The following is a 22,091-nucleotide window of genomic DNA, read 5'->3' on the forward strand; positions in this document are numbered from 1 at the left end:
GCCACCCGACATGGGCGGCTCGGTCTTTCTCGACCCGGGGTAGCGCCCCGGCCATTGACCAATGCCGCTAGGACTCACGCACGACGAACCGACCGAAGGCGACCACAGGCGTGGAGGCTCCGCAGCCGAAGCCCGCTCCCGTATTGCCGGCCAACGCGGCCGCGCTGGCCGGAAGGGAAATCGCTTTCACCAGGGCCCCGTCCAGATACGCGACGCAGGTGTTTCCGACGACAACCAAGCGAACCTCGTGATCACCCGGTGCAACGGCCCTGGGCTCGCGCCAGATCTCAAGGTTGGTTGCCCCGTCGTTGACGTGGAGGGAAACCTGCTGCCCCGTTCCGGCCGTGATGAACAGGCCGATGCCCGCGCCGGTCACCGCGTCGGCCCTCACCAGAACGCCGGCGGGATTGTTGTCTGCCCCGGTATGCGTGATGGTCATGGATGCATCGACGTTGGAAAACGACGAGTCGGCGATGGCGCTGCCGGCGACGGCGATTGAGACCTTTTCGCCGGAAACCGTGAACAGCGACCCGGGCGTGCCGATCCATCGTTGTCCTGAATCGGCGGATCCGAGGGGTCCGTTGGCGCGGGCGAATGAATCCGAGATGGGGGTTCGGACGTTGCGTGCTGCCGTCATGAGTTCCTGGGAGAGGATGCGGGCTGCAAAGTCGTGTCCCGCCGGCGTCAGGTGGATGCGGTCGTCCTTGAGGAAATCCATCGGGTCGCTCTTCGGGAATCCGATCGACTCGAAGCCGCGCGAGATGTCAATTAGCGCCACATTGCGTGGGCGTTCTTGTGCGATGCCTTGCAACACCCCGCGGTACTCGTTCCAGCGTGCCGTCAGGTCCTGGTCGCTGCGCTCATGCGCGTGGATCAGGATGTGCACGTGTGGCTGCGGAAGCACCGCGTCGATGGCGTCGAGCGACCGGATCATGTATTCCCGGTACGTGGCGGCCGGGGTGCCGTCCTTCGCGTCGTTCGCCCCGACCATGTGCGTGATGATGCTCGGAGCCAATGCCGTGATCTGGCCGACCATTGCGGCGTTCAGGTACGTGTTGGATCTCGCGCCCGGCAAGCCGCCGTTGTAGAAGTGGATCCCTGGCAGCGTGTTGCGCGGGCTGGTCAGGTTCCCGGTGGTCGAGTCGCGACCTGGACCCGATGCATACCGTGACTGCATTGCTGCGCAGAGCTTGTTGACCCACCTGTCCGCGGGAATCTCGTCGACGCCTGCAGTCGTCGACGACCCAAGCGCCACGACCGTGATCGGTTCGGTTGGGGCTCGCGTGTATGCCGCAAGCAGGACACCCAGGGCAGGGTTCTTTGTCGGATCCAACCGTTCTGCGAATGCCTCGGTCAGTGCCGTCTGGCCCAAGGCGTTTGGGTTACCAGACGATGTGGAAGTCTTGGCACCCATGGTCTGTTCGACGGTGCTTCCGGCAACCGGCGATGCAGCTGCGGCTCCCAAGGCTGCAAGGAGCGGAATGGCCAGGATGGTGCGGCGCGCAGTGCTGGCAGGCGTCTGGACATGGGTGTCCGGCTCGCCTGAAACCGAGTCGTTTCGTCGCTTCCTGATCACGGGACCCCCCTAGCTATTGATCGAGAATGTTCCCCGAGCTTTGGTCCTAATCAACTCTTTATACCCTCGGCCCGTCATTATTGCATCACAATAGGTGGGATCGGTGGTCAGCAAAGACATTCACTGAAAATGAATGTCGTGCGTGACCGGAACATGAGTGGACCACGGACCGGCAGACGTGTTGGCCGCTGGCGTGGGTGCTTGGCTGCAACGGAACGGGGGAGTGCTTCCAGCCGTTGGAAGCGCTTGTCATTGATCCGGAACCGACCAGCGTGGTCATCAGTCGCTCATCTGGATGGCGGTCCAATGCAGCGTGGGCGCGGCGGCATGGACGCCGGTCCAATTGAAGCCCTTGAGAGTGCATCCGGCCTTGGAAACGCCTGAAGTGCCCGGATTGACACGGCCGTTGTCCGAAGTGGCTGTGACGGTTGGGGGTTTGGTGAACAAGCCTGGCGGGAAGGCGATGTGCCTTTCGGCGGAGCCGCCATTTCCGGGCACGGTCCCGAGCTTCACGCTCCCGGCCGCCGTCGCGTAGGGCGTCCCGCCGTCACGCTGCATCAAGCGTGTACGGAGTATGGACCAGACGTAGGGTGGGCCGTTGAGCCGCGCCGAGTACCAAACGTCGATCCCTTGGGGGGTGCAGATGAACGTCGAGGCGTAGAGGTTGTCGTGGTGCGGGCCCTTGCGCGGAATGATGGCTTTTGAACTGCGCTTCCAGGTGTTGCCGTCATTGGAAGTGATCAGGTACAGGTCGCCTTTCCTTGCGCCCTTGCCCCCGACGAGCGTGTCGTTCATCAAGCCCACGTACTGGTCTCCGATGCGTTTGATGTGCACATGCCATGGGGTCTTGCGGTTCTTGACTGGTACCGAGCACACCGTGGGGATCGACCAGTCGCCGGTGGGGCTAGCGGCGGTCAGGTGCACCAGGGGCTTGCGCGCTGGGACAATGTCCACCGCCCACATGTGCCAATCGCCATCGACAAACTGGAAGGACGGGGCGACCAGCCTGCGCACCTTCTTGTCGGAGCCGTAGACCTTCACCTTGGGCGTCCACTCCACACCGTTTGTGCTGGTGCGAAGGAAAATATTCTCCTCCCTTCCGGTGGCTTTCTTGTCGAGGTAGCGCCAGAAAAGATGAAGCTTCCCGTCGTGGAATACGAGGTTGGGGTCGGAATTGTATTGGGGACGGCCCGGCGCGTTGTCGAGGGGATTTGTCAGCCCCTTGGGTACCACCCACTTGTCCCCGTCGTGGGATGCCAGGATGCACGGGTCCTCATACTTGTCATGGCCACCCGCGTATGGGGTGACTCCCATCCAATAGCGGTACCCGTTCCACTTTTCGGGGAAACAGAGCACGGAGGGGTGTACGGCTTCACCCGCGTTGGTTATGGGGTCCGGGGTCGGGATGGCCAGCCTAGCCCCGATGCGCCCGACCCAGTCATCAGCACGGAGCGGTTCCGTCTCGTCGGCATCTTCGGCGGGGGACCCCGTTTGGTCCCCGCGATCCGACAAGCCGGTAATCACCTCGGAAAGCGCGGTCCGGGTCAGGGACTCCGGATCCGCTATGAAAGCGGCCGTGCCGGCATCGGTGGACTCCGTTACAAGGATCTCCCCGGTCTTGCCGTTGATCGAGGTGACAATCCTCTTCGATTCCGCGCTAGTTGCGGAAGCCGGCGACACAGCGGCGCCGCCGATGGCAGCTATGAGCGGGGCGGCCAGTAATGCGCGACGTGTTGTTCGGGAAGAATCAGGGCCCTGCTGTTCCAGATCGTCCGAGTGCGAGTTGCTACGTCGGTGTCCCATGAATGGCCCCCAGATATTCCCCGAAAGTGATCACTGAACCTTGGCCCGCGTCGTTTCCCGCCAACGCCGGCAAATCATTCCGATTTTTACTTTCATTTAGTACCAACGGGAACGCAGGATCAAGGGTGCGTCGCGAAAACTTTCAGGCCACGCACCGACCGGTGCAACCCCCGGCCGGGAGGCCGGGCCTGGGATGTCTAAAACGTGCAAGTCGCGGGTTCAGGGCGTTGGGCTGTGCAGCTGTTCCGGGACGTGCAGCCGCGCCAACACAGCGTCGACCCTGGCCGGGATGCGGTCCTTGGTGGCGATGGACACCCCGACCATGACGATGAACGCCAGCGGGACCGTCCAGGCGGCGGGCTGGGAGACCAGGTCATGCAGGGAACCCGGTTCATTGGGCATGAGGGCCGCCAGCAACAGGGCCAACCCGCAGCTCAACGCTCCGGCGAAAAGCCCCGAAATCGCTCCCACTACCGTCAACCCCCGCCACCAGATGCCCAGCATCAAGAGCGGGCAGACGGTGGATGCGGTGAACGCGAACACCGAGCCGATCGCCCCGGCCAGCGCAAAGCTGCTGGTGCCAAGCGCCAGGAGCAGTGGGACTGCCGTGGCAATCACGGTGGAGATCCTGAACCCGCGCACGGTTCCCTGGAACAGGTCTTGTGAGATGGTGCCGGCCAGCGAAACCACCAGTCCCGAGGAAGTGGAGAGGAACGCGGCGAAGGCGCCACCGATGATGATGGCCGTGAGGACGTCCCCGGCCATGCCGCCGATGATCCGTCCGGGCAACAAAAGCACCGTCGCGTCGGCGTTGCCCGAGCTCGCGAGCTCCGGGGTGTAGGCGCGGCCGAGGATGCCCAGGACCGTGGGGAACAGATAGAACAGCGAGAGCAAGCCAAGGACGATCGCGGTGGTCTTGCGCGCCGAGGGGCCGTCCGGGTTGGTGTAGAAGCGGACCAGCACGTGCGGCAGGCCCAGAGTGCCAAAGAGCAGGGCCACCAGCAGGGAGATGTTGTAGTACAGCCCCTTGGCCGCACCGTTCTGGGCCGTTTGGTCGAAGATCGCACCGTTGAGGGTGGCGGATTCCCCGGCCAAGTCCAGGTGCAGGAGCAGGAACACCGCGGGAATCGCCAGCGCGGCCAGCTTGAGCCAGAACTGGAAGGCCTGGACGAAGGTGATCGACCGCATGCCGCCGGCCAGCACGGTCACGCACACGATGCCCATGACCAACAGCGAGCCCAGCCAGCCCGGCAGCCCGGTGCTGATGCCCAGGGTCAGTGCGGCCCCGTGGAGCTGCGGGACGATGTAGAGCCAGCAGATCACCACCACCAGGAAGCTGGTGAGTCGGCGCAGGCCCCTGGACCCGAAGCGGATCTGGGCGAAGTCGGGGATGGTGTACGCCCGGGAGCGGCGCAGCGGGGCCGCGACGAAAAGCAGCAGCATCAGGTACCCGGCGGTGTACCCGATCGGGAACCACAGCGCGTCCTGCCCGGAGACCACGATCAGCCCGGCAATGCCCAGGAAGGATGCCGCGGAAAGGTATTCCCCGCCGATCGCGCTGGCGTTCCACCAGGGCCGCACGGTGCGCGAGGCGACGTAGAAGTCGCCGGTGGTGCGCGAGATGCGCAGCCCGTGGATCGCGATGGTCACGGTGACGACGGATACCAGCGCCACGGCAATGAGGGAAACCGCTGAGTTCATTGGTCGACGATGCTCCGGTACTGGGCCTCGTTGCGGGCCGCGGCCCTGTTGAACAGGTAGGCCGAGAGCAGGATCAACGGGTAGACGGCAACCCCCAGCAGCCACCAGGGCAGCGGGATGGTGGCCAGGCGGATGTCGCGGATCTGCGGCCAGGCCGCGACCATGACCGCGAGGCCGACCAGGAGCAGCAGGAAGCCCAGCGCCACCGAGACGGCCAGGCGCAGCTGCGAGCGGATGAGCGAACGGACGTAGAAGACCTCGGCGGCATCGGGTTCCGGACGGCGGGGAGTGGTGGGCATCGAACCGGCCGGCGCGCTGACCCGCACCCGGTTGCCGGACGGCGGCGGCAGGCCCCCCAGTTCGGCCCCGGCGCTCCGGGGGATGCCGGGGATCCTGGCGGGTTCCGGGGAACCCGTGCCCGGGGAGGTCACAGCGGCCGGACGCGGTTGGCGGCCAGGCGCTCACGCAGCTGCGGCAGGGCCCGGCGGGAGACGGGCAGCTCGGTTCCGCCGATGACCACGGCGGCCTTGCCCGTCTGCAGCTTCACGGTGTCGATCCGGTCCATGGACACCAGGAAGGAGCGGTGGATGCGGATGTACCCGGCGGAGGCCCACTGCTGCTCGAGGTCGTTCAGCGGCACCCTGATCAGGTAGCTGGCGTCCTTGGTGTGCAGTCGGGCGTAGTCGCCCTGTGCCTGCACGTAGCGGATCTCGTCGCGGCGGATCATCTTGGTGATGCCGCCCTGGTCGACCGTGACGACCTCGGGCTTGGAGGTTTCCTCCTCGGCCAGCTCGCACACCCGGCGGATGGATTCGGCCAGCCGTTCGGGTCGCACCGGCTTGAGCACGTAGTCGAGGGCCGCAAGCTCGAAGGCCTCGAGGGCCTGGTCCTCGTCGGCGGTGACGAAGACGACCGCCGGGGGACGGGCGAAGCGGGAAATGACCCGGGCGATGTCCAGCCCGGAAAGCGCCGGCATGTGGATGTCGAGGAAGAGCGCGTCGATGTCGAATTCCTCGAGGGCCTTCAGCGCCTCGGCGCCCGAGCCGGCCCGGTGGATCTGTCCCACGCGTGAATCGAGCGACAGGAGATACGCCAGCTCTTCGACTGCCGGCAATTCATCGTCCGCGACGACCACATTAATCATGACCAGTATTTTACCCGGCCAACGGTCCGCGGGGCCCATTGGGCGTGCTCCATGCCCCGTCGGGGGCATCCTGCGGCGGATCGGGCACCACCCCGGGACGGAACTTGGGAATGCGCATGGTGATCAGCGTGCCGGACCCCGGGGCCGTGTCGATGACCAGCCCGTGCGCGTCGCCGTACACCTGGCGCAGGCGCACGTCCACGTTGCGCAGCCCCACGTGGACGGACTCCGTGGTGCCGGCCAGCACCGAGGCGAGCGCCGCGGGGTCGATGCCGACGCCGTCGTCCTCGACGGTGATGAGCGCGAACTCGCCGCTGTCCGAGGCCGTGAGGGTGATCTTGCCGCCGCCGGGCTTGGATTCGAGTCCGTGGCGCACGGCGTTCTCGACCAGCGGCTGCAGGCTCAGGAACGGGATGGCGGTGGAGAGCACCTCGGGGGCGATGGCCAGGGACACCCGGATCCGGTCCCCGAAGCGGGCCTTTTCCAGCAACAGGTAGCGGTCGATGGCCTGCAGTTCCTCGGCCAGCGTGGTGAAGTCCCCGTGGCGCCGGAAAGAGTAGCGGGTGAAGTCGGCGAACTCGACGACCAGTTCGCGCGCCCGGGCCGGGTCGGTGTTGATAAAGGACGCGATGGCGTTCAGCGAGTTGTAGATGAAGTGCGGGCTGATCTGGGCGCGCAGGGCGCGGACCTCCGCCTCCATGAGCAGCGCGCGGGAGGCGTCGAGCTCCGCCAGGCCCACCTGGGCTGCGACCCAGGCGGCGACCTCCGTCACCGCCCGCACGAACCCGGCGCCGGCCCGGGGGATGTAGGCGCACACGGTGCCCACGGCGGTGTCGCCGACCATGATGGGGGAGCAGACCAGGTCCGCCCCCTCCGACCGCCTGACCTGGGTGCGCCGGGTGGCCAGCGCTCCGGCGGCAAGTTCGGTGGCGCAGGCGGCGCCGCGGCCCTCGATGTCCGGGATGGACCCGTCGACGGCCAGCACCGCGGCGTTGTCGCTGATGACCAGGGCCTCGCAGGCCAGCAGCGCGCGCAGGTGCTTGCCCGCCTTGGCCGCGCCCTCCGGGGTCAGGCCCTGGGCCAGGTGCGGCGCCGCGACGGAGACCTGGTGCAGGGTCTCGAACGTCGCCTTGTCCGCGTCGGTGCCCAGGTCGCGGTTGGACCTGACGATCCTGAATCCGAGGTACCCCACCAGGGCGGCCCCGACGATGACTGTGGCGGCGATCAGGGTCATTTGCAGCGCGGTGGAGAGCATGGGACAAGCCTACTGGGCGCGGAAATGGGCGTGCCGTTCGTCGCCGCCGGCGGCCGCTCGGCGCACCCGGGCGACCGTTTGCCGGTTGCCCGGCCCGGGGTACTTCTGGTTGCCCGCGGCGTGGCGCAGAGTGATCCCAGTCACTTGGGTGAGTGGCGCACCTCATGCTTCGGATGCAGGGAAGGTCCGGTGGGCAGCGGCACGGCACCTGGAACCTTCCAAGGAGGAATCATGAGCACTACCCCGGAGTCGGGCCTTGCCGCCGACATCGATTTCATGAAGGAACAGGACTCCGAGGAGTTCACCGAGCTGCGCCGGACGCACCGCAGCTTCGTGTTCCCGATGGCCGTCCTTTTCCTCTTGTGGTACTTCGCCTACGTGCTGTTGGCGGACTACGCGCACGAGTTCATGTCCATCAAGGTGTGGGGCAACTTCAACGTCGGCCTGCTCCTGGGCCTGCTGCAGTTCGTCTCCACCTTCGCCATCACCGCGGCCTACGTCTCCTTCTCAAACCGGAAGCTTGACCCCAAGGCCACCGCCATCCGCAAGCGCCTCGAAGCACAGCAGGCAGGGGAGTAACCATGAATGTCCTATCGATTCTTGCCGCGGGGGCCGTGGCCGCACCGGAGACCACCAAGGTGGGCAACCCGTGGGTCAACATCGGCATCTTCGGGCTCTTTGTCGCCGTCACCCTGATCGTGGTGCTCAAGGCCTCCAGCAACAACAAGACCGCGGCCGACTACTACGCCGGCGGCCGCTCCTTCACCGGAACGCAAAACGGCACGGCCATCGCCGGCGACTACCTCTCGGCGGCCTCGTTCCTGGGCATCGTCGGTGCCATCGCGATCAACGGCTACGACGGCTTCCTCTACTCGATCGGCTTCCTGGTCGCCTGGCTGGTGGCCCTGCTGCTGGTCGCCGAGCTGCTGCGCAACACCGGCAAGTTCACCATGGCGGACGTGCTCTCCTTCCGCCTGCGGCAGCGCCCGGTGCGCATCGCCGCGGCCGTCTCCACCCTGGCTGTCTGCGTCTTCTACCTGCTGGCCCAGATGGCCGGCGCCGGCGCGCTGGTGTCGCTGCTGCTGGGCATCGACGACCGCATGGGCCAGTCCCTGGTGATCGTGGTGGTCGGCGCGCTGATGATCACCTACGTGCTGATCGGCGGCATGAAGGGCACCACCTGGGTGCAGATCATCAAGGCCTGCCTGCTGATCGCCGGCGCCTTTGTCATGACGATCATGGTGCTGGCCCAGTTCGGCTTCAACTTCTCCGCGCTGCTCGGCGCGGCGGTCGAGTCCGCCGGAACCGAGAACATCCTGAACCCGGGCATGCAGTACGGCAAGACCGAGACCTCCAAGCTCGACTTCATCTCCCTGGGCCTGGCCCTGGTGCTGGGCACCGCCGGCCTGCCGCACGTGCTGATGCGCTTCTACACGGTCCCCACCGCCAAGGAGGCCCGCCGCTCGGTGGTCTGGGCCATCTGGCTCATCGGCGCCTTCTACCTCTTCACCCTGGTCCTGGGCTACGGCGCCGGCGCGCTGATCGGCGCGGACAAGATCAAGGCCGCCCCGGGCGGCGTGAACTCCGCGGCCCCGCTGCTGGCCTTCGAGCTCGGCGGCCCGCTGCTGCTGGGTCTGATCTCCGCGGTCGCCTTCGCCACCATCCTGGCGGTCGTCGCCGGGCTGACCATCACCGCGGCGGCATCCTTCGCGCACGACGTCTACGCCTCGGTCATCGCCAAGGGCAAGAGCACCCCGGAGAAGGAGATGAAGGTCGCCCGCCGCACCGTCATCGTGATCGGCGTCTTCGCGATCCTCGGCGGCATCGGCGCCCAGGGCCAGAACGTCGCCTTCCTGGTGGCGCTCGCCTTCGCCGTCGCGGCCTCGGCAAACCTGCCGACCATCCTGTACTCGCTGTTCTGGAAGAAATTCACCACCCGGGGCGCGGTCTGGTCCATGGTGGGCGGGCTCGGCTCGGCGATCGTGCTGATCATCTTCTCCCCGGTCATGTCGGGGCTGCCGACGTCCATGATCCCCGGCGCGGACTTCTCGATCTTCCCGCTGGCCAACCCGGGCATCGTCTCGATCCCGCTGGCGTTCTTCCTGGGCTGGCTCGGCTCGGTGCTGGATCCGAACACCGAGGACCCGGTCAAGTCCGCCGAGATGGAGGTGCGTTCACTGACCGGCATCGGCGCCGAAAAGGCCGTCGACCACTAGGCGCGTCAATCACCAGGTAGGTCGAGAGCTCACGCACCACCAGCGATGGCGTCTCGCCCCGAAAGGGGCCGGGGCGCCATCGTTTTTTCTGCCGCTTGCCCGGTCTGTCGGCGCCGATCAGCCTGTAGCTTCGGGGTCGTGCCGGGCGGCGCGCTCGGCCAGGTACTGGTCCATCAGCGAGGTGGTGCGGTGGGGGATGAGCTCGGCCATGGACAGCGAGGTGTCCGCGCGCTCGACCCCGTCGATGGCGAGGATCTGGCCGTTGACCCGGAACAACTCCTCGGCGCCGCTGGCCACCACGCGGGCCAGGATGTCCGCGGACCCGGTGACCCCGTGGGCCTCGACGATCTCCGGGATCAGCGCCAGCTGCTCCACGATTCCCCGCAGCAGGCGCTGCTGGATGTGGATGTGGACGAAGCTGACCAGCGGGAAGCCCAGGGCCGCGGGGTTGATGCGCTGTTCGAAGGGCAGCAGCGCGCCGGAGGTCTCGAGGCGCACCATGCGCGTCTGCACGGTGTTGCGGCCGAGCCCCAGTTCGGCGGCCAGGGCGACCGCCGTGGCCTTGGGCTGGCGGCACAGCGCGGAGAGAATGCGCATGTCGGTGGCGTCTAGTTGCTGCATAATGCGAAAGATTAGCACCGTCCCGTCGGTCCGGATAGTGCAGGATGCCCCATGTGGCGCCCATGGATTGTGCGCACTGACTTCTGTGAGTAGCATCACAGGTACGTGGCGGCGACGAGGCCGCCACCCCGGAGGTGCGCATCCCACAGGAGGCGTGTTTCCGGGCCTCCCGCAACGCAGAAGGATGCCGACCGTGTCCAATACGTTTGACGCGCTGGCCCCCGACGGGCCCGAGCGCTACCTCCAAATCATCGGCCCCGACGGCGCCCGGACACCCTGTCCCGAGCTCGACGACTGGGTCCAGGACGTGGACGTCCGGGTCCTCGAGGACCTCTACGTCGACATGGCCTGCATCCGGCGCCTCGACCAGGAGGGCACCGCGCTGCAACGCCAGGGCGAGCTGGGGCTCTGGGCCCCGCTGCTGGGCCAGGAAGCCGCCCAGATCGGCTCCGGCCGGGCGCTTGAGCGCAGCGACTTCATCTTCCCCTCCTACCGCGAGCACGGCGTCGCCTACTGCCGCGGCGTGAACCCGCACGACCTGCTGCGCATGTGGCGCGGGGTGGCCCCGAGCGGCTGGAACCCCTACGAGGTCAACATGGCCAACCAGCAGATCGTGATCGGCGCCCAGACCCTGCACGCCACGGGCTACGGCATGGGCTTGAAGCTCGACGGTTCGACCTCCGCCGTGATCACCTACTTCGGCGACGGCGCCACCAGCCAGGGCGACGTCAACGAGGCCATGGTCTTCGCCGCCAGCTACCAGGCGCCCGTGCTCTTCTTCTGCCAGAACAACCACTGGGCGATCTCCGAGCCCGTCACCCGGCAGACCACCGGATACATCGCCGACCGCGCCCGGGGCTTCGGCCTGGCCACCTGGCGCGTCGACGGCAACGACGTGGTCGCGGTCCTGGCGGCCACCCGCGCTGCCCTCGCGCACGTGCGCAGCGGCACCGGCCCGGCCTTCATCGAGGCGGTCACCTACCGGATGGGCGCCCACACCACCGCCGACGACCCCACCCGCTACCGCGACGCGCTCGAGCTCGAGGAATGGGCCGCCAAGGACCCGCTGGACCGCATCGCCGCGCACCTGGATTCGCTCGGCGCCGACCTGGAGGCCCTGAAGCGGCGCGCCGCCGCGGCGGCCGACGCCCTGGCCGCGGGCCTGCGCGAGGCCATCACCACCATGCCCGACCCCTCGGTCGACGACCTCTTCGCCAACGTCTACAGCCACGGGCATTCCTGGCTCGACGGGCAGCGCGAGGAGTACAGGCTCTACATGGACAGCTTTGCGGCGGACTCGGAGGTCTCCCGATGAAAACACTCACCTTTTCCCAGGCGCTGAACTCCGGGCTGCGCGCGGCCATGGAGCGCGACGAGAAGGTCGTGCTCATGGGGGAGGACATCGGCAAGCTCGGCGGCGTCTTCCGCATCACCGACGGGCTGCAGAAGGACTTCGGCGCCCACCGGGTCATCGACACCCCGCTGGCGGAGTCCGGCATCGTGGGCACCGCGATCGGCCTGGCATTCCGCGGCTACCGGCCCGTGGTGGAGATCCAGTTCGACGGATTCGTCTACCCGGCCTTCGACCAGATCGTCTCGCAGCTGGCCAAGATGCACTTCCGCTCCCGCGGCCACGTGAAGATGCCGGTGACCATCAGGATCCCCTTCGGCGGCGGCATCGGCTCCCCGGAGCACCACTCCGAATCGCCCGAGGCCTACTTCGCCCACACCGCCGGCCTGCGCGTGGTCTCCCCGTCCACCCCGGAGGACGCCTACTGGATGCTGCAACAGGCCATCGCCGACGACGACCCGGTGATCTTCCTCGAGCCCAAGCGCCGCTACCACCAGCGCGGGGAGGTGGACCTGGACGCGGCACCGGGGGAGGGCTCGCTCTACCAGGCCAGGGTCGTGCGCCCGGGCTGCGACCTGACGCTCATCGCCTACGGCCCGTTGGTGAAGACGGCGCTGGACGCGGCGACCGCCGCCGAGGACGACGGGATCGACATCGAGGTCATCGACCTGCGCAGCATCGAGCCGGTGGACTTCGATACGCTCACCGCCTCGGTGCGCAAGACCGGCAGGGTGGTCATTACCCATGAGGCCGGCAAGTTCGCGGGCATCGGCGCCGAGCTTGCGGCGAGCCTCACCGAGCGCTGCTTCGACCACCTCGACCACGCCCCGGTGCGGGTGACGGGATTCGACATCCCCTACCCGCCCGCCAAGCTTGAGCACTACCACCTGCCGGACCTGGACCGCATCCTCGACGGGGTCGATCACGCCATGCGCCGTACCGCAACACAGCTGGGAGAGGACGGATGAGCGCCACCATGGAGAAACTTTTCAACCTGCCGGACCTGGGGGAGGGACTCACCGAATCGGAGATCCTTTCCTGGCGGGTCGCCGTGGGCGACACCGTGGAACTGAACCAGATCATCGCCGAGGTGGAGACGGCCAAGGCAGTGGTGGAACTGCCCTCGCCCTTCAGCGGCGTCGTCACCAGGGTCTTTGAACCGGTCGGCGCGGTGGTCAACGTCGGTAACCCGATCATCTCCTTCGAGGTGCCGGCCCCTGCCGGCGCGCCGACCGAACGGCAACCGACACTTGTCGGCTACGGGGCAGCCGTCGAATCCACGGGGCGCCCGGCACGCCGCGGGCGGACCGGGACCCCGGATCCCGCGCCCAGGCAACAATCGCCGGATCCCGTAGCCGCAACGCGGGCGCTCGCCGAGGTCGACGAACCGGTCGAGCCGCCGGTGGTGCAGGGGATCGGGTACCTGCGGGCCAGGCCCCCGGTGCGCAAGTTGGCCCGCGACCTGCACGTGGACCTGCGCGGGGTGCACGCCAGTGGTGTGGGGGGACTGATCACCCGGGAGGATGTGTTGCAGGCCAAGGCGCCCGCCGCAGAGGTCCCTGCGGAAACGGCCGCGGTCGCCGTGGCGGCCGGCCAGCCCGAAGGCGTGCCGACCGAAGCCCACGTAACGGGGGACTCGCGCGAGCGCAGGGTCCAGGTGCACGGCGTTCGCAAGGCAACGGCGAACGCCATGGTGGCCAGCGCGTTCAGCGCCCCGCACGTCTCCGAGTTCCTCACCGTGGATGTCACCGAAAGCATGGAATTGCTGGAGAGGTTGCGCCGGGCGCCGCACCTTGCCGGGGTCAAGCTCACGATCACCACGCTCGTGGCAAAGGCGGTCAGCATGATCCTGGCCCGTCACCAGGGGATGAATTCCCGTTGGGATGCGCAAAGCGGCGAGATCATCGAGTACCACTACGTCAATCTCGGCATCGCCGCCGCCACCGATCGCGGATTGATGGTTCCGGTGGTGCACGAGGCCCAAAGCCTCGACCTGCCGACCCTGGCGCGGGAGATCTCGGAACTCACCCGTGCTGCGCGGGAGGGCACCCTCACGCCGGCACAGCTATCGGGCGGGACCTTCAGCATCAGCAACATCGGGGTCTTCGGGATCGACGCCGGCACGCCGATCCTTCCGCCGGGGCAGACCGGAATCCTCGCCCTGGGGCAGGTGCGGAAGACGCCGTGGGAGTTCCGCGACGAGGTGGCGCTGCGCCAGGTCATCACGTTGTCGCTGTCGTTCGACCACAGAGTCGTGGATGGAGAGCAGGGGGCCAAGTTCCTGGTCGAGCTGGGCACGCTGCTCAACGACCCGGGAATGCTTTTTGGGCTGCTCTGAGACGGGTCCCGATATTTGTTTTCACCCGGAATTCCGGGACCTGCTGGGACATATTGAGTCACGCCAACACTTGCTTTCCGTTGATTGCAGCTTTATTACGATTGCGCGGATTCGAAGTCGTTCATTAGTTGTTTCAGAGATTTGTGGGTAGTCTCACATGAGAGTGATACGTCTCACCGCGTCTCTGGTGGCGACTTAGCTATCACCCCACTCCACTCCATTCCATCCAACAAACACGTTGAGGAGACAGTATGCGTTACAACCGTGCTTCGAAGGCCTTGGTGCTTTCTGCAGCTCTGGCCCTGACCCTTTCGGCCTGTGGCAGCGGCGGCGGCAACGAGGCCAGCCCAAGTGGCGGCGGCGGCGATGCTACGAAGGTCATTTCCGCAAACACCACCGAGCCGGAGAGCGGTCTGCTTCCTGCCGACACCAACGAAGTTGGTGGCGGTCGCGTCATGGACCTGATCTTCACCGGTCTGGTCAGCTACGGTGCCGATGGCAAGCCAGTCAACGAACTGGCCGAGTCCATCGAAACCACCGATGCGCAGAACTACACCATCAAGATCAAGGCCGGCCAGAAGTTCAGCAACGGGGAAGCTGTAACTGCCAAGTCGTTCGTGGATGCCTGGAACTTCGGCGCCGCTGCCAAGAACGCCCAGAAGAACTCCTACTTCTTCGAGTCCATCAAGGGCTATGACAAGGTCAGCGCCGAGGGCGCGACCGTCGACACGATGGAAGGCCTGAAGGTTGTCGATGACACCACCTTCACCGTTGAGCTTGGCCGCAAGGAATCCGACTTCCCGCTGCGCCTCGGCTACACCGCCTTCTTCCCGCTTCCGGAAGCCGCATTCGCCGACCCGAAGGCCTTCGGCCAGAACCCGGCAGGCAACGGCCCGTACAAGCTGGCCGAAAACGGCTGGCAGCACAATGAGCAGATCCAGTTGGTGCCGAACCCGGACTACTCCGGCCCTCGCAAGCCGACCAACGGTGGCGTGAACTTCAAGATCTACTCGACCACCGAGGCCGCCTACCAGGACTTGCTCAGCGACAACTTGGACGTTCTGGACCAGATCCCGCCGAGCTCGCTGCAGAACTTCGCCGAAGAGCTCGAGGGCCGTTCGGTCAACCAGCCGTACGCCGGCAACGCAACTCTGACCATCTCCGACTACCTGCCGCAGTTCGCTGGCGAGGCCGGCAAGCTGCGCCGCCAGGCCATCTCGATGTCGATCGACCGCCAGCAGATCATCGACAAGATCTACTTCGGCAACAAGAAGATCGCCACCGACTTCACCTCGCCGGTCATCGATGGCTTCTCCGACGCCATCCCGGGCAACGAGGTCCTGAAGTTCGACGCCGCCAAGGCCCAGGAACTGTGGAAGCAGGCTGACGAGATCAAGGCTTGGGACGACTCGAAGCCGTTCACCATCGCCTACAACGTCGACGGCGCCGGCAACAAGGAATACGTCGAAGCCGCTGTGAACCAGATCAAGAACACCCTGGGCATCAACGCCGAGCCGAAGCCGTACGCCACCTTCAAGGAACTGCGCGAAGCAGTGAACAAGAAGGAAATGACCGGTGCGCACCGCACCGGTTGGCAGGCAGACTACCCGTCGCTGTACAACTTCCTCGGCCCGCTGTACGGCACCGGTGCAGGTTCGAACGACGGCAACTACTCCTCCAAGGAATTTGACGCGAAGATCGCCGAGGGCCTCTCCGCAACCAGCGTCGAAGAAGGCAACAAGATCTTCAACGAGTCCCAGGAAATCCTCCTCAAGGACCTGCCGGTCATCCCGTTGTGGTACCAGGCAGCACAGGGTGGCTGGAGCAAGAACGTTGACAACGTGCAGTTCGGCTGGAACGGCGTTCCGCTTTACTACGCAGTCACCGCCAAGTAGTTCCTGCTGAAAAGCAGTAGCTTGAAATATTAGTGTCAGGGAGTTTAGAGGGAGGCCACAACCCGGTCTCCCTCTAAACTCGTTTACCACACCTCGTGGTCTCGACGTCCCGGCTACAAGCCGACGGAAAAGAGGAACAATGAAGGCAGCCCGCCTGCCGGTGTCCATTTGGAGGACATCCCCATGATTATGTTTACCCTCAGGAGATTCCTGCAGTTGATCCCGGTGTTTATCGGGGCCACCCTGCTGGTGTATTTCCTGGTTTTCGCAACACCCGGCGACCCGATCGCCGCGCTCTCCGGCGGCAAGCCGATGGCACCCGCCGTCGAGGCCGCCTTGCGGGCACAGTACAACTTGGACCAGCCGTTCTGGGTCCAGTACGGCCTTTACCTGAAGTCCTTGGTCACCTTCGATCTCGGCCAGACGTTCTCGGGCCAGCAGGTTTCCGATGTCTTGGCCCGCGCATTCCCCGTGACCGCGCGCTTGGCCATCATGGCGCTGGCTTTTGAAGCCGTCTTTGGCGTGTTCTTCGGTGTTATCGCCGGCATGCGCAAGGGCAAGCTCTTCGACTCCACCGTCTTGGTCGCCTCCCTGCTGGTGATCGCCGTTCCCACCTTCGTCCTGGGCTTCGTGCTCCAGTTTGTGGTTGGCGTGAAGCTCCAGTGGGCGAAGCCAACGGTTGGTTCCGGAGCCCCGTGGAGCGACTTGGTCCTCCCTGCCTTGGTCCTGGGTTTGGTGTCGTTGGCCTATGTGCTGCGGCTTACCCGCACCTCGATCATTGAAAACAAGAATGCCGACTACGTCCGCACGGCCACGGCCAAGGGCCTGACCCGCCGTCGCGTGGTCAGCGTACACATCCTGCGCAACTCGCTGATCCCTGTTGTCACCTTCCTGGGTGCCGATATTGGATCGCTCATGGGCGGCGCGATCGTGACCGAAGGCATTTTCAACGTCCCCGGCGTGGGCAACCTGCTGTACAAGGCCATCCAGAAGGGCGAGACGCCGACAGTCGTAGCAGTTGTCGGTGTTCTGGTGCTCGTCTTCGTGCTGGCCAACCTCGTCGTAGACCTGCTCTACGCGTGGCTCGACCCAAGGATCCGGTATGTCTGAGAACCCAACCCCTGAAATCATTGAACCTTCTAACGGAGGCACGATGACTCGACGCGCCGGCAAGGTTTCGACGCGCAAGATCGAGCACTATGTAGCACCGTTGGAGGATACCCCGCTTCAGGCGGTCGACTTCGTGGACGAGAGTGCGCAGCCGATGAGCATGTGGGCGCAGGCTTGGCGCTCGCTGCGCAAGCAGCCGTTGTTCATTGTTTCCGCTCTTTTGATCATTTTGGTCATCGTGGTGGCTGTCTTCCCGCAGTTGTTCTCACAGGTCGATCCGACCTCGTGCACGCTTGATGACTCGAGTGAACCCGCACGTGCAGGGCACCCCCTGGGCTTCACGCTGCAGGGCTGCGACGTATACTCGCGCATCATCTATGGTGCCCGTGCATCGCTGCTCGTCGGCTTGTTCACCACGATCCTCGTCGTTGTTTTCGGTGGTGTCATGGGGGCTCTCGCGGGCTACTACGGCGGCTGGCTCGATGCCATCCTGGCTCGTCTGGGCGATATCTTCTTCGCCCTTCCGCTGATCCTCGGCGCCATCATCGTCATGCAGCTCCCGGCATTCCGTGACAACCGATCCGTTTGGACTGTCATCATCACCCTGGCGGCCTTTGGCTGGCCACAGATGGCCCGCATTACCCGCGGCGCCGTCATCGAGGCCCGCGGTGCGGACTTCGTGAAGGCATCGCGTTCGCTGGGTCTCTCGAAGTTCCGCGCGCTGGTGAACCACGTCATCCCGAACTCGCTGTCGCCTGTCATCGTCATAGCAACGATTTCGCTGGGCACCTACATCGTGGCCGAGGCGACCTTGTCATTCCTGGGCATCGGGCTGCCTCCGGGCGTCATGAGCTGGGGCAACGACATTTCCAATGCCCAGACCCAGCTGCGTAACAACCCGTCGACGTTGATGTGGCCTGCATTGGCCCTTTCGATTACGGTACTGAGCTTCATCATGCTTGGCGATGCCGTGCGTGACGCGCTTGATCCCAAGGCACGCAAGGGATAGCGGCCATGACTGAACAAACGAAGGAGCGAACTGTGAGCGAATCTGAGCTCGAGCGACCGCTGCTGGAAATCAAGAACCTGGCCATCACCTTCGAGACCCCCGACGGACCGGTCAACGCGGTGCGCAACGCGCACCTGACGGTGATGCCCGGCGAGACCGTGGCGATCGTGGGCGAGTCGGGATCCGGCAAATCGACCACGGCGCTTTCCGCCATCGGCCTGTTGCCCGGCAACGGCCGGGTTTCCGGCGGACAGATCATTTTCGACGGCGAGGACATCACCCACGCCAGCGAAAAGCGCATCATCGAACTGCGCGGAAATTCCATCGGCATGGTTCCGCAGGACCCGATGTCCAACCTCAACCCGGTGTGGAAGATCGGTTTCCAGGTCAAGGAAACCCTGAAGGCCAACGGCTTGGCAGGCAACAACGCCAAGGAACGCGTGGCACAGGTGCTGGCAGACGCCGGCCTTCCGGATGCTGCGCGGCGTGCCAACCAATACCCGCACGAGTTCTCCGGAGGCATGCGCCAGCGTGCGTTGATCGCCATCGGCCTGGCCTGCAGTCCGCGCCTGCTGATCGCCGACGAGCCGACCAGTGCGCTGGACGTCACCGTCCAGCAGCAGATCCTGGATCACCTGGACACCATGACCACCGAACTCGGCACCGCAGTGCTGCTGATCACCCACGATCTGGGTCTGGCAGCAGAACGCGCCGAGAAGGTAGTTGTGATGTACAAGGGACAGGTCGTGGAATCCGGCCCCGCGCTGGAAATCCTGCGCAACCCGCAGCACCCGTACACCCAGCGTTTGGTGTCTTCCGCGCCGTCGCTTGCCTCCAAGCGACTGCAGTCAAAGCCGCTCGAAGTGGCCGAGGAACTCAATGCCGTCGTCAAGCCCGTGCACCCTCGAAACACCGACAACGTGTTGGAGATCAAGGACCTCACCAAGGTGTTCAAGATCCGCAAGGGCCTGGGACGCAGCGAGGACTTCACCGCGGTGGACAACGTGTCCTTCTCGGTGAAGCGGGGCACCACCACTGCGATCGTTGGTGAGTCCGGTTCGGGCAAGTCCACGGTTGCCCAGATGGTGCTGAACCTGCTGACGCCGACCTCGGGTTCGATTTCCTTCGACGGCGCGAACATGAGCAAGCTTTCCGAAAAGGAATTGTTCACCTTCCGCCGCCGGGTGCAACCGATCTTCCAGGACCCCTACGGGTCCCTGGATCCGATGTTCAGCATCTACCGGACCATCGAGGAACCGCTGCGCATTCACGGCATCGGAGATGCAAAGTCCCGCCAGGCCCGAGTCAGGGAGCTGTTGAGCCAGGTGTCGCTGCCGTCGGCAACGATGCACCGCTTCCCGAACGAGCTCTCCGGCGGACAGCGCCAGCGCATCGCCATCGCGCGTGCACTGGCGCTGAAGCCCGAGGTGATCATCTGTGACGAAGCGGTATCGGCACTGGACGTCCTCGTCCAGGCGCAGATCCTGAAGCTGCTCAACGAGTTGCAAGAGGAGCTGGGCTTGACTTACCTGTTCATCACGCATGACCTTGCCGTCGTGCGCGAGATCGCGGACGACGTCTGTGTCATGCAGAACGGCCGCATCGTGGAGCAGGCGACGACCGACGAGGTCTTCAACAACCCGAAGAGCGATTACACGCGCAACCTGCTTGGCGCCATTCCCGGTGCCACGCTACTGCTTTAGTCTCGTCGCGTTCGGTTTCACCGGACGGGCGTGGCCGGCAAAGAAGTAAATTGTGAATGGGTGGACCAAATGGTCCACCCATTCGCTGTTGGTGGGCGGATCGTGTCCGGTGCCCTGGAGCAGTCGTCAGGCCTCCGCGGTGACCGCATCGACGTAACTTTTCCCGCTGTTGCCAAACTGTTATGTTTTGCGACGCCTTGAGTTCACCTACCCGACAGTAGTTATTGGCAAAGATCAATGTGAAGTAAACCCTTGAGTTTTAGCGGCTGTAGCGCTTGTCATGTCCGAGCGTGAGGGTTCTGCGGGTTGACCGGGCCCTTTGGGTGAGCTGGGTCTCGATAAATGTGAAGCGACATTTTTATATCCAACGGGACTGATCACCGCTATGGTTTTTTGATGTGAGGTAGCGCACGCCGCGTGGACCGAGCCCGAGCAACTGCTCGGCAACACGAAGATCAAGCTTATAAGGAGGAGAAATGCGTGTTCAGCGTATTTCGAAAGCCGTAGCAGTAGGTGCTGCGCTCGCACTGGCACTTACCGCTTGTGCGCCAGGCGGCCCTGCCGAGCCATCGGGCTCGGCAGCACCGTCGGCAAGTGGCAGCGGTACCAACACCGTAGAACCGGCAAACAGTGGCCTTGCCGATCTCGGCGATGTCACGACCAAAGACGACACCATCAAGGTCACCGTGGGTGCCCCTGATTTCATCGGCTACAACTCGCTGACACCACAGACCTACAGCACCTACAACTCGGCTATTACCGACCGCGTGCTTGCAGGCTTCTCGTACTTCGGCACCGATGGCAAGATCTACCAGAACAAGGACCTCGGTTCCTACGAGAAGGTCAGCGACAACCCGCTGACCATCAAGTACACCATCGCCGAAAACGCGAAGTGGTCCGACGGCACCCCGATCACCACGGCCGACGCCGTACTGGCCTGGGGCACCCAGAACGCAAACCTGAAGAACGCCAAGAAGGCACCGCTCTTCGACTCGGTCTCGGCAGACCTGGGCGATACCGTACCCAAGGGCCCCGAGGGTGCAGCGGATTCCAAGGAATTCACCGTCACCTTCAAGAACCCCGATCCGGACTGGCAGATCCAGACCTGGATGACCACCCCGGCGCACATTGTTGCCAAGCAGGGTGGGCTGTCCACCGCCGATCTGGTTGAAGGCATCCGTTCGGGCGACGCTGCCAAGATCACCAAGGCCGCCGAATTCTGGAACACCGGCTGGACCACCAAGCCGGGCCAGCTGCCCGCTGCGGATCTGATCCCATCCTCCGGCCCGTACAAGCTCAAGAGCTGGAACGCCGGCGAATCGGTCACACTTGAAGCCAACGATGCCTACTACGGCACCCCGGCCGCGACCAAGACCCTGACCTTCCGATTCCTCGCGGATGATGCCATGGTCCAGGCGTTGGACAACAGCGAACTGAACGCCATTGCCCCGCAGCCGACCATTGACACCCTGGCTCAGTTGAAGAAGCTCGGCGACAAGGTCAACATCCAGCAGGGCGACACCATGACCTGGGAGCACCTTGACTTCAACTTCGGTGAAAAGGCTGCCTTCAAGGACAGCCTGGAACTGCGTGAGGCTTTCGCCAAGTGCGTACCTCGGCAGGAGATCGTTGACAACCTGATCAAGCCGCTGAACCCGGAAGCCCAGATTCTCAACGCACGCGAAGTCTTCCCGTTCCAGGAATCCTACAAGGACGTCGTTGGAGCCGCCTACGACGGCCGCTTCGACACGGTTGACGTCGAAGGTGCCAAGAAGATCCTCGAAGAGAAGAACGCCGTCGGCACCAAGGTCCGCATCGGTTACTCCGCTCCGAACCCGCGCCGTGCCAACCAGGTCGCAATGATCAAGTCCTCGTGTGATGCGGCAGGCTTCGAGGTCGTCGACGCAGGCGATCCGAAGTTCTTCGCGCCGGGCGGAACCCAGGAGCGCGGCGACTACGACGTGGCACTGTTCGCTTGGGCAGGTTCGGGCCAGATCACTTCGGGCCAGAACATCTACGGCACCGGCAAGCCGCAGAACTACACCAAATTCTCCAACAAGGAAGTAGACGCGGCTTGGACCCGTCTTGCAACATCCATGGATCCGGCCGTGCACCTGGCCGAAACCAAGAACATCGAGAAGCTGCTGTGGGACAACCTCTTCGGCATCCCGGTGTTCGCACACCCGGGCCTGTCCGCCTCCTCGGCTGACGTCAAGAACGTGCGCCACACCGCAACCCAGTCGCAGATCGTCTGGAACGCGGAACAGTGGGTCCGCGCTGAGTAATTGCCAACCGGCAATTCCAGCGTCTTAGTGTGGGGCTTGGCGTCTTCGCCGGGCCCCACACGCCCTCGTTAACACCACTTACGA

Annotated in this window: 18 protein-coding genes; 10 read left to right on the plus strand and 8 right to left on the minus strand. The window is 64.8% G+C overall.

The genetic code is table 11. From position 1 onward, the window contains the following. Positions 1-67 precede the first annotated feature (67 nt). The 7 genes from ACFY5D_RS18350 to ACFY5D_RS18380 all read right to left on the minus strand — a co-directional run bounded on the left by ACFY5D_RS18350 (position 68) and on the right by ACFY5D_RS18380 (position 7,623). A complete protein-coding gene (locus ACFY5D_RS18350; RefSeq protein WP_387533199.1) occupies positions 68-1,576 on the minus strand; it encodes an SGNH/GDSL hydrolase family protein in 1,509 nt (502 codons plus the stop codon). A 279-nt stretch (positions 1,577-1,855) separates the two neighbouring features. Next, complete coding sequence (locus ACFY5D_RS18355; protein ID WP_387533202.1) at positions 1,856-3,379, minus strand: hypothetical protein; 1,524 nt, start codon at positions 3,377-3,379, stop codon at positions 1,856-1,858. 219 nt (positions 3,380-3,598) lie between these two features. Further along, positions 3,599-5,080, minus strand: a complete 1,482-nt coding sequence (locus tag ACFY5D_RS18360) for a cation acetate symporter (RefSeq protein ID WP_387533205.1) — start codon at positions 5,078-5,080, stop codon at positions 3,599-3,601. After that, the gene (locus ACFY5D_RS18365) at positions 5,077-5,379 is read right to left on the minus strand and encodes a hypothetical protein (RefSeq protein WP_387533208.1); all 303 of its coding nucleotides are present in this window, start codon (positions 5,377-5,379) and stop codon (positions 5,077-5,079) included. The genes ACFY5D_RS18360 and ACFY5D_RS18365 overlap by 4 nt, the downstream gene beginning before the upstream one ends. A gap of 128 nt (positions 5,380-5,507) precedes the next feature. Then, positions 5,508-6,224, minus strand: a complete 717-nt coding sequence (locus tag ACFY5D_RS18370) for a LytR/AlgR family response regulator transcription factor (RefSeq protein ID WP_387533211.1) — start codon at positions 6,222-6,224, stop codon at positions 5,508-5,510. A 10-nt stretch (positions 6,225-6,234) separates the two neighbouring features. After that, the gene (locus tag ACFY5D_RS18375) at positions 6,235-7,479 is read right to left on the minus strand and encodes a sensor histidine kinase (RefSeq protein ID WP_387533214.1); all 1,245 of its coding nucleotides are present in this window, start codon (positions 7,477-7,479) and stop codon (positions 6,235-6,237) included. 9 nt (positions 7,480-7,488) lie between these two features. After that, positions 7,489-7,623: a hypothetical protein gene (locus tag ACFY5D_RS18380; RefSeq protein ID WP_387533217.1), complete on the minus strand. Its 135-nt coding sequence runs from the start codon at positions 7,621-7,623 to the stop codon at positions 7,489-7,491. Between the two features lie 87 nt (positions 7,624-7,710). Here ACFY5D_RS18380 and ACFY5D_RS18385 point away from each other — a divergent pair, with 87 nt between their 5' ends. Beyond that, a complete protein-coding gene (locus ACFY5D_RS18385) occupies positions 7,711-8,058 on the plus strand; it encodes a DUF485 domain-containing protein (protein ID WP_387533220.1) in 348 nt (115 codons plus the stop codon). 2 nt (positions 8,059-8,060) lie between these two features. Beyond that, positions 8,061-9,695, plus strand: coding sequence for a cation acetate symporter (locus tag ACFY5D_RS18390; RefSeq protein ID WP_387533223.1), 1,635 nt, complete (start codon positions 8,061-8,063; stop codon positions 9,693-9,695). A 117-nt stretch (positions 9,696-9,812) separates the two neighbouring features. On the opposite strand, the gene ACFY5D_RS18395 is transcribed toward ACFY5D_RS18390, so the two are convergent. Next, positions 9,813-10,316, minus strand: coding sequence for an Lrp/AsnC family transcriptional regulator (locus ACFY5D_RS18395; protein WP_387533226.1), 504 nt, complete (start codon positions 10,314-10,316; stop codon positions 9,813-9,815). 184 nt (positions 10,317-10,500) lie between these two features. Between ACFY5D_RS18395 and ACFY5D_RS18400 the strand changes: the two genes are divergently transcribed. The 8 genes from ACFY5D_RS18400 (at position 10,501) to ACFY5D_RS18435 (ending at position 22,007) form a co-directional block, all read left to right on the plus strand. Then, positions 10,501-11,631, plus strand: coding sequence for a thiamine pyrophosphate-dependent dehydrogenase E1 component subunit alpha (locus ACFY5D_RS18400; RefSeq protein ID WP_387533229.1), 1,131 nt, complete (start codon positions 10,501-10,503; stop codon positions 11,629-11,631). Continuing rightward, complete coding sequence (locus tag ACFY5D_RS18405) at positions 11,628-12,635, plus strand: alpha-ketoacid dehydrogenase subunit beta (RefSeq protein ID WP_387533232.1); 1,008 nt, start codon at positions 11,628-11,630, stop codon at positions 12,633-12,635. The genes ACFY5D_RS18400 and ACFY5D_RS18405 overlap by 4 nt, the downstream gene beginning before the upstream one ends. After that, positions 12,632-14,005 carry a dihydrolipoamide acetyltransferase family protein gene (locus ACFY5D_RS18410; protein WP_387533235.1) on the plus strand — a complete coding sequence of 458 codons (1,374 nt, stop codon included), beginning with the start codon at positions 12,632-12,634 and terminating at the stop codon, positions 14,003-14,005. The genes ACFY5D_RS18405 and ACFY5D_RS18410 overlap by 4 nt, the downstream gene beginning before the upstream one ends. Before the next feature lie 251 nt (positions 14,006-14,256). After that, entirely contained in the window at positions 14,257-15,900 is a 1,644-nt protein-coding gene (locus tag ACFY5D_RS18415) for an ABC transporter substrate-binding protein (protein WP_387533238.1), read from the plus strand. A 183-nt stretch (positions 15,901-16,083) separates the two neighbouring features. Next, positions 16,084-17,010 (plus strand): ABC transporter permease, encoded by a 927-nt coding sequence (locus ACFY5D_RS18420; protein ID WP_387533241.1) that lies wholly within the window; start codon positions 16,084-16,086, stop codon positions 17,008-17,010. Positions 17,011-17,053: 43 nt separating this feature from the next. Continuing rightward, positions 17,054-18,019, plus strand: a complete 966-nt coding sequence (locus ACFY5D_RS18425) for an ABC transporter permease (RefSeq protein WP_387533656.1) — start codon at positions 17,054-17,056, stop codon at positions 18,017-18,019. 5 nt (positions 18,020-18,024) lie between these two features. Beyond that, positions 18,025-19,722, plus strand: a complete 1,698-nt coding sequence (locus tag ACFY5D_RS18430; RefSeq protein ID WP_387533244.1) for an ABC transporter ATP-binding protein — start codon at positions 18,025-18,027, stop codon at positions 19,720-19,722. A 476-nt stretch (positions 19,723-20,198) separates the two neighbouring features. Further along, positions 20,199-22,007, plus strand: coding sequence for an ABC transporter family substrate-binding protein (locus ACFY5D_RS18435; RefSeq protein ID WP_387533247.1), 1,809 nt, complete (start codon positions 20,199-20,201; stop codon positions 22,005-22,007). Positions 22,008-22,091: the final 84 nt, after the last annotated feature.

The organism is Paeniglutamicibacter sp. NPDC012692 (assembly GCF_042901625.1).
Lineage (GTDB): Bacteria > Actinomycetota > Actinomycetes > Actinomycetales > Micrococcaceae > Paeniglutamicibacter.

Excerpts from the sequence above, each read along its gene's own strand:
- ACFY5D_RS18400 (WP_387533229.1), top strand. The coding sequence starts at position 10,501 with ATGCCGACCGTGTCCAATACGTTTGACGCGCTGGCCCCCGACGGGCCC.
- ACFY5D_RS18405 (WP_387533232.1), top strand. The coding sequence starts at position 11,628 with ATGAAAACACTCACCTTTTCCCAGGCGCTGAACTCCGGGCTGCGCGCG.
- ACFY5D_RS18365 (WP_387533208.1), bottom strand. The coding sequence starts at position 5,379 with ATGCCCACCACTCCCCGCCGTCCGGAACCCGATGCCGCCGAGGTCTTC.
- ACFY5D_RS18370 (WP_387533211.1), bottom strand. The coding sequence starts at position 6,224 with ATGATTAATGTGGTCGTCGCGGACGATGAATTGCCGGCAGTCGAAGAG.
- ACFY5D_RS18375 (WP_387533214.1), bottom strand. The coding sequence starts at position 7,479 with ATGCTCTCCACCGCGCTGCAAATGACCCTGATCGCCGCCACAGTCATC.
- ACFY5D_RS18420 (WP_387533241.1), top strand. The coding sequence starts at position 16,084 with ATGATTATGTTTACCCTCAGGAGATTCCTGCAGTTGATCCCGGTGTTT.
- ACFY5D_RS18395 (WP_387533226.1), bottom strand. The coding sequence starts at position 10,316 with ATGCAGCAACTAGACGCCACCGACATGCGCATTCTCTCCGCGCTGTGC.
- ACFY5D_RS18360 (WP_387533205.1), bottom strand. The coding sequence starts at position 5,080 with ATGAACTCAGCGGTTTCCCTCATTGCCGTGGCGCTGGTATCCGTCGTC.
- ACFY5D_RS18425 (WP_387533656.1), top strand. The coding sequence starts at position 17,054 with ATGACTCGACGCGCCGGCAAGGTTTCGACGCGCAAGATCGAGCACTAT.
- ACFY5D_RS18435 (WP_387533247.1), top strand. The coding sequence starts at position 20,199 with ATGCGTGTTCAGCGTATTTCGAAAGCCGTAGCAGTAGGTGCTGCGCTC.
- ACFY5D_RS18430 (WP_387533244.1), top strand. The coding sequence starts at position 18,025 with ATGACTGAACAAACGAAGGAGCGAACTGTGAGCGAATCTGAGCTCGAG.
- ACFY5D_RS18385 (WP_387533220.1), top strand. The coding sequence starts at position 7,711 with ATGAGCACTACCCCGGAGTCGGGCCTTGCCGCCGACATCGATTTCATG.
- ACFY5D_RS18410 (WP_387533235.1), top strand. The coding sequence starts at position 12,632 with ATGAGCGCCACCATGGAGAAACTTTTCAACCTGCCGGACCTGGGGGAG.
- ACFY5D_RS18355 (WP_387533202.1), bottom strand. The coding sequence starts at position 3,379 with ATGGGACACCGACGTAGCAACTCGCACTCGGACGATCTGGAACAGCAG.
- ACFY5D_RS18415 (WP_387533238.1), top strand. The coding sequence starts at position 14,257 with ATGCGTTACAACCGTGCTTCGAAGGCCTTGGTGCTTTCTGCAGCTCTG.
- ACFY5D_RS18390 (WP_387533223.1), top strand. The coding sequence starts at position 8,061 with ATGAATGTCCTATCGATTCTTGCCGCGGGGGCCGTGGCCGCACCGGAG.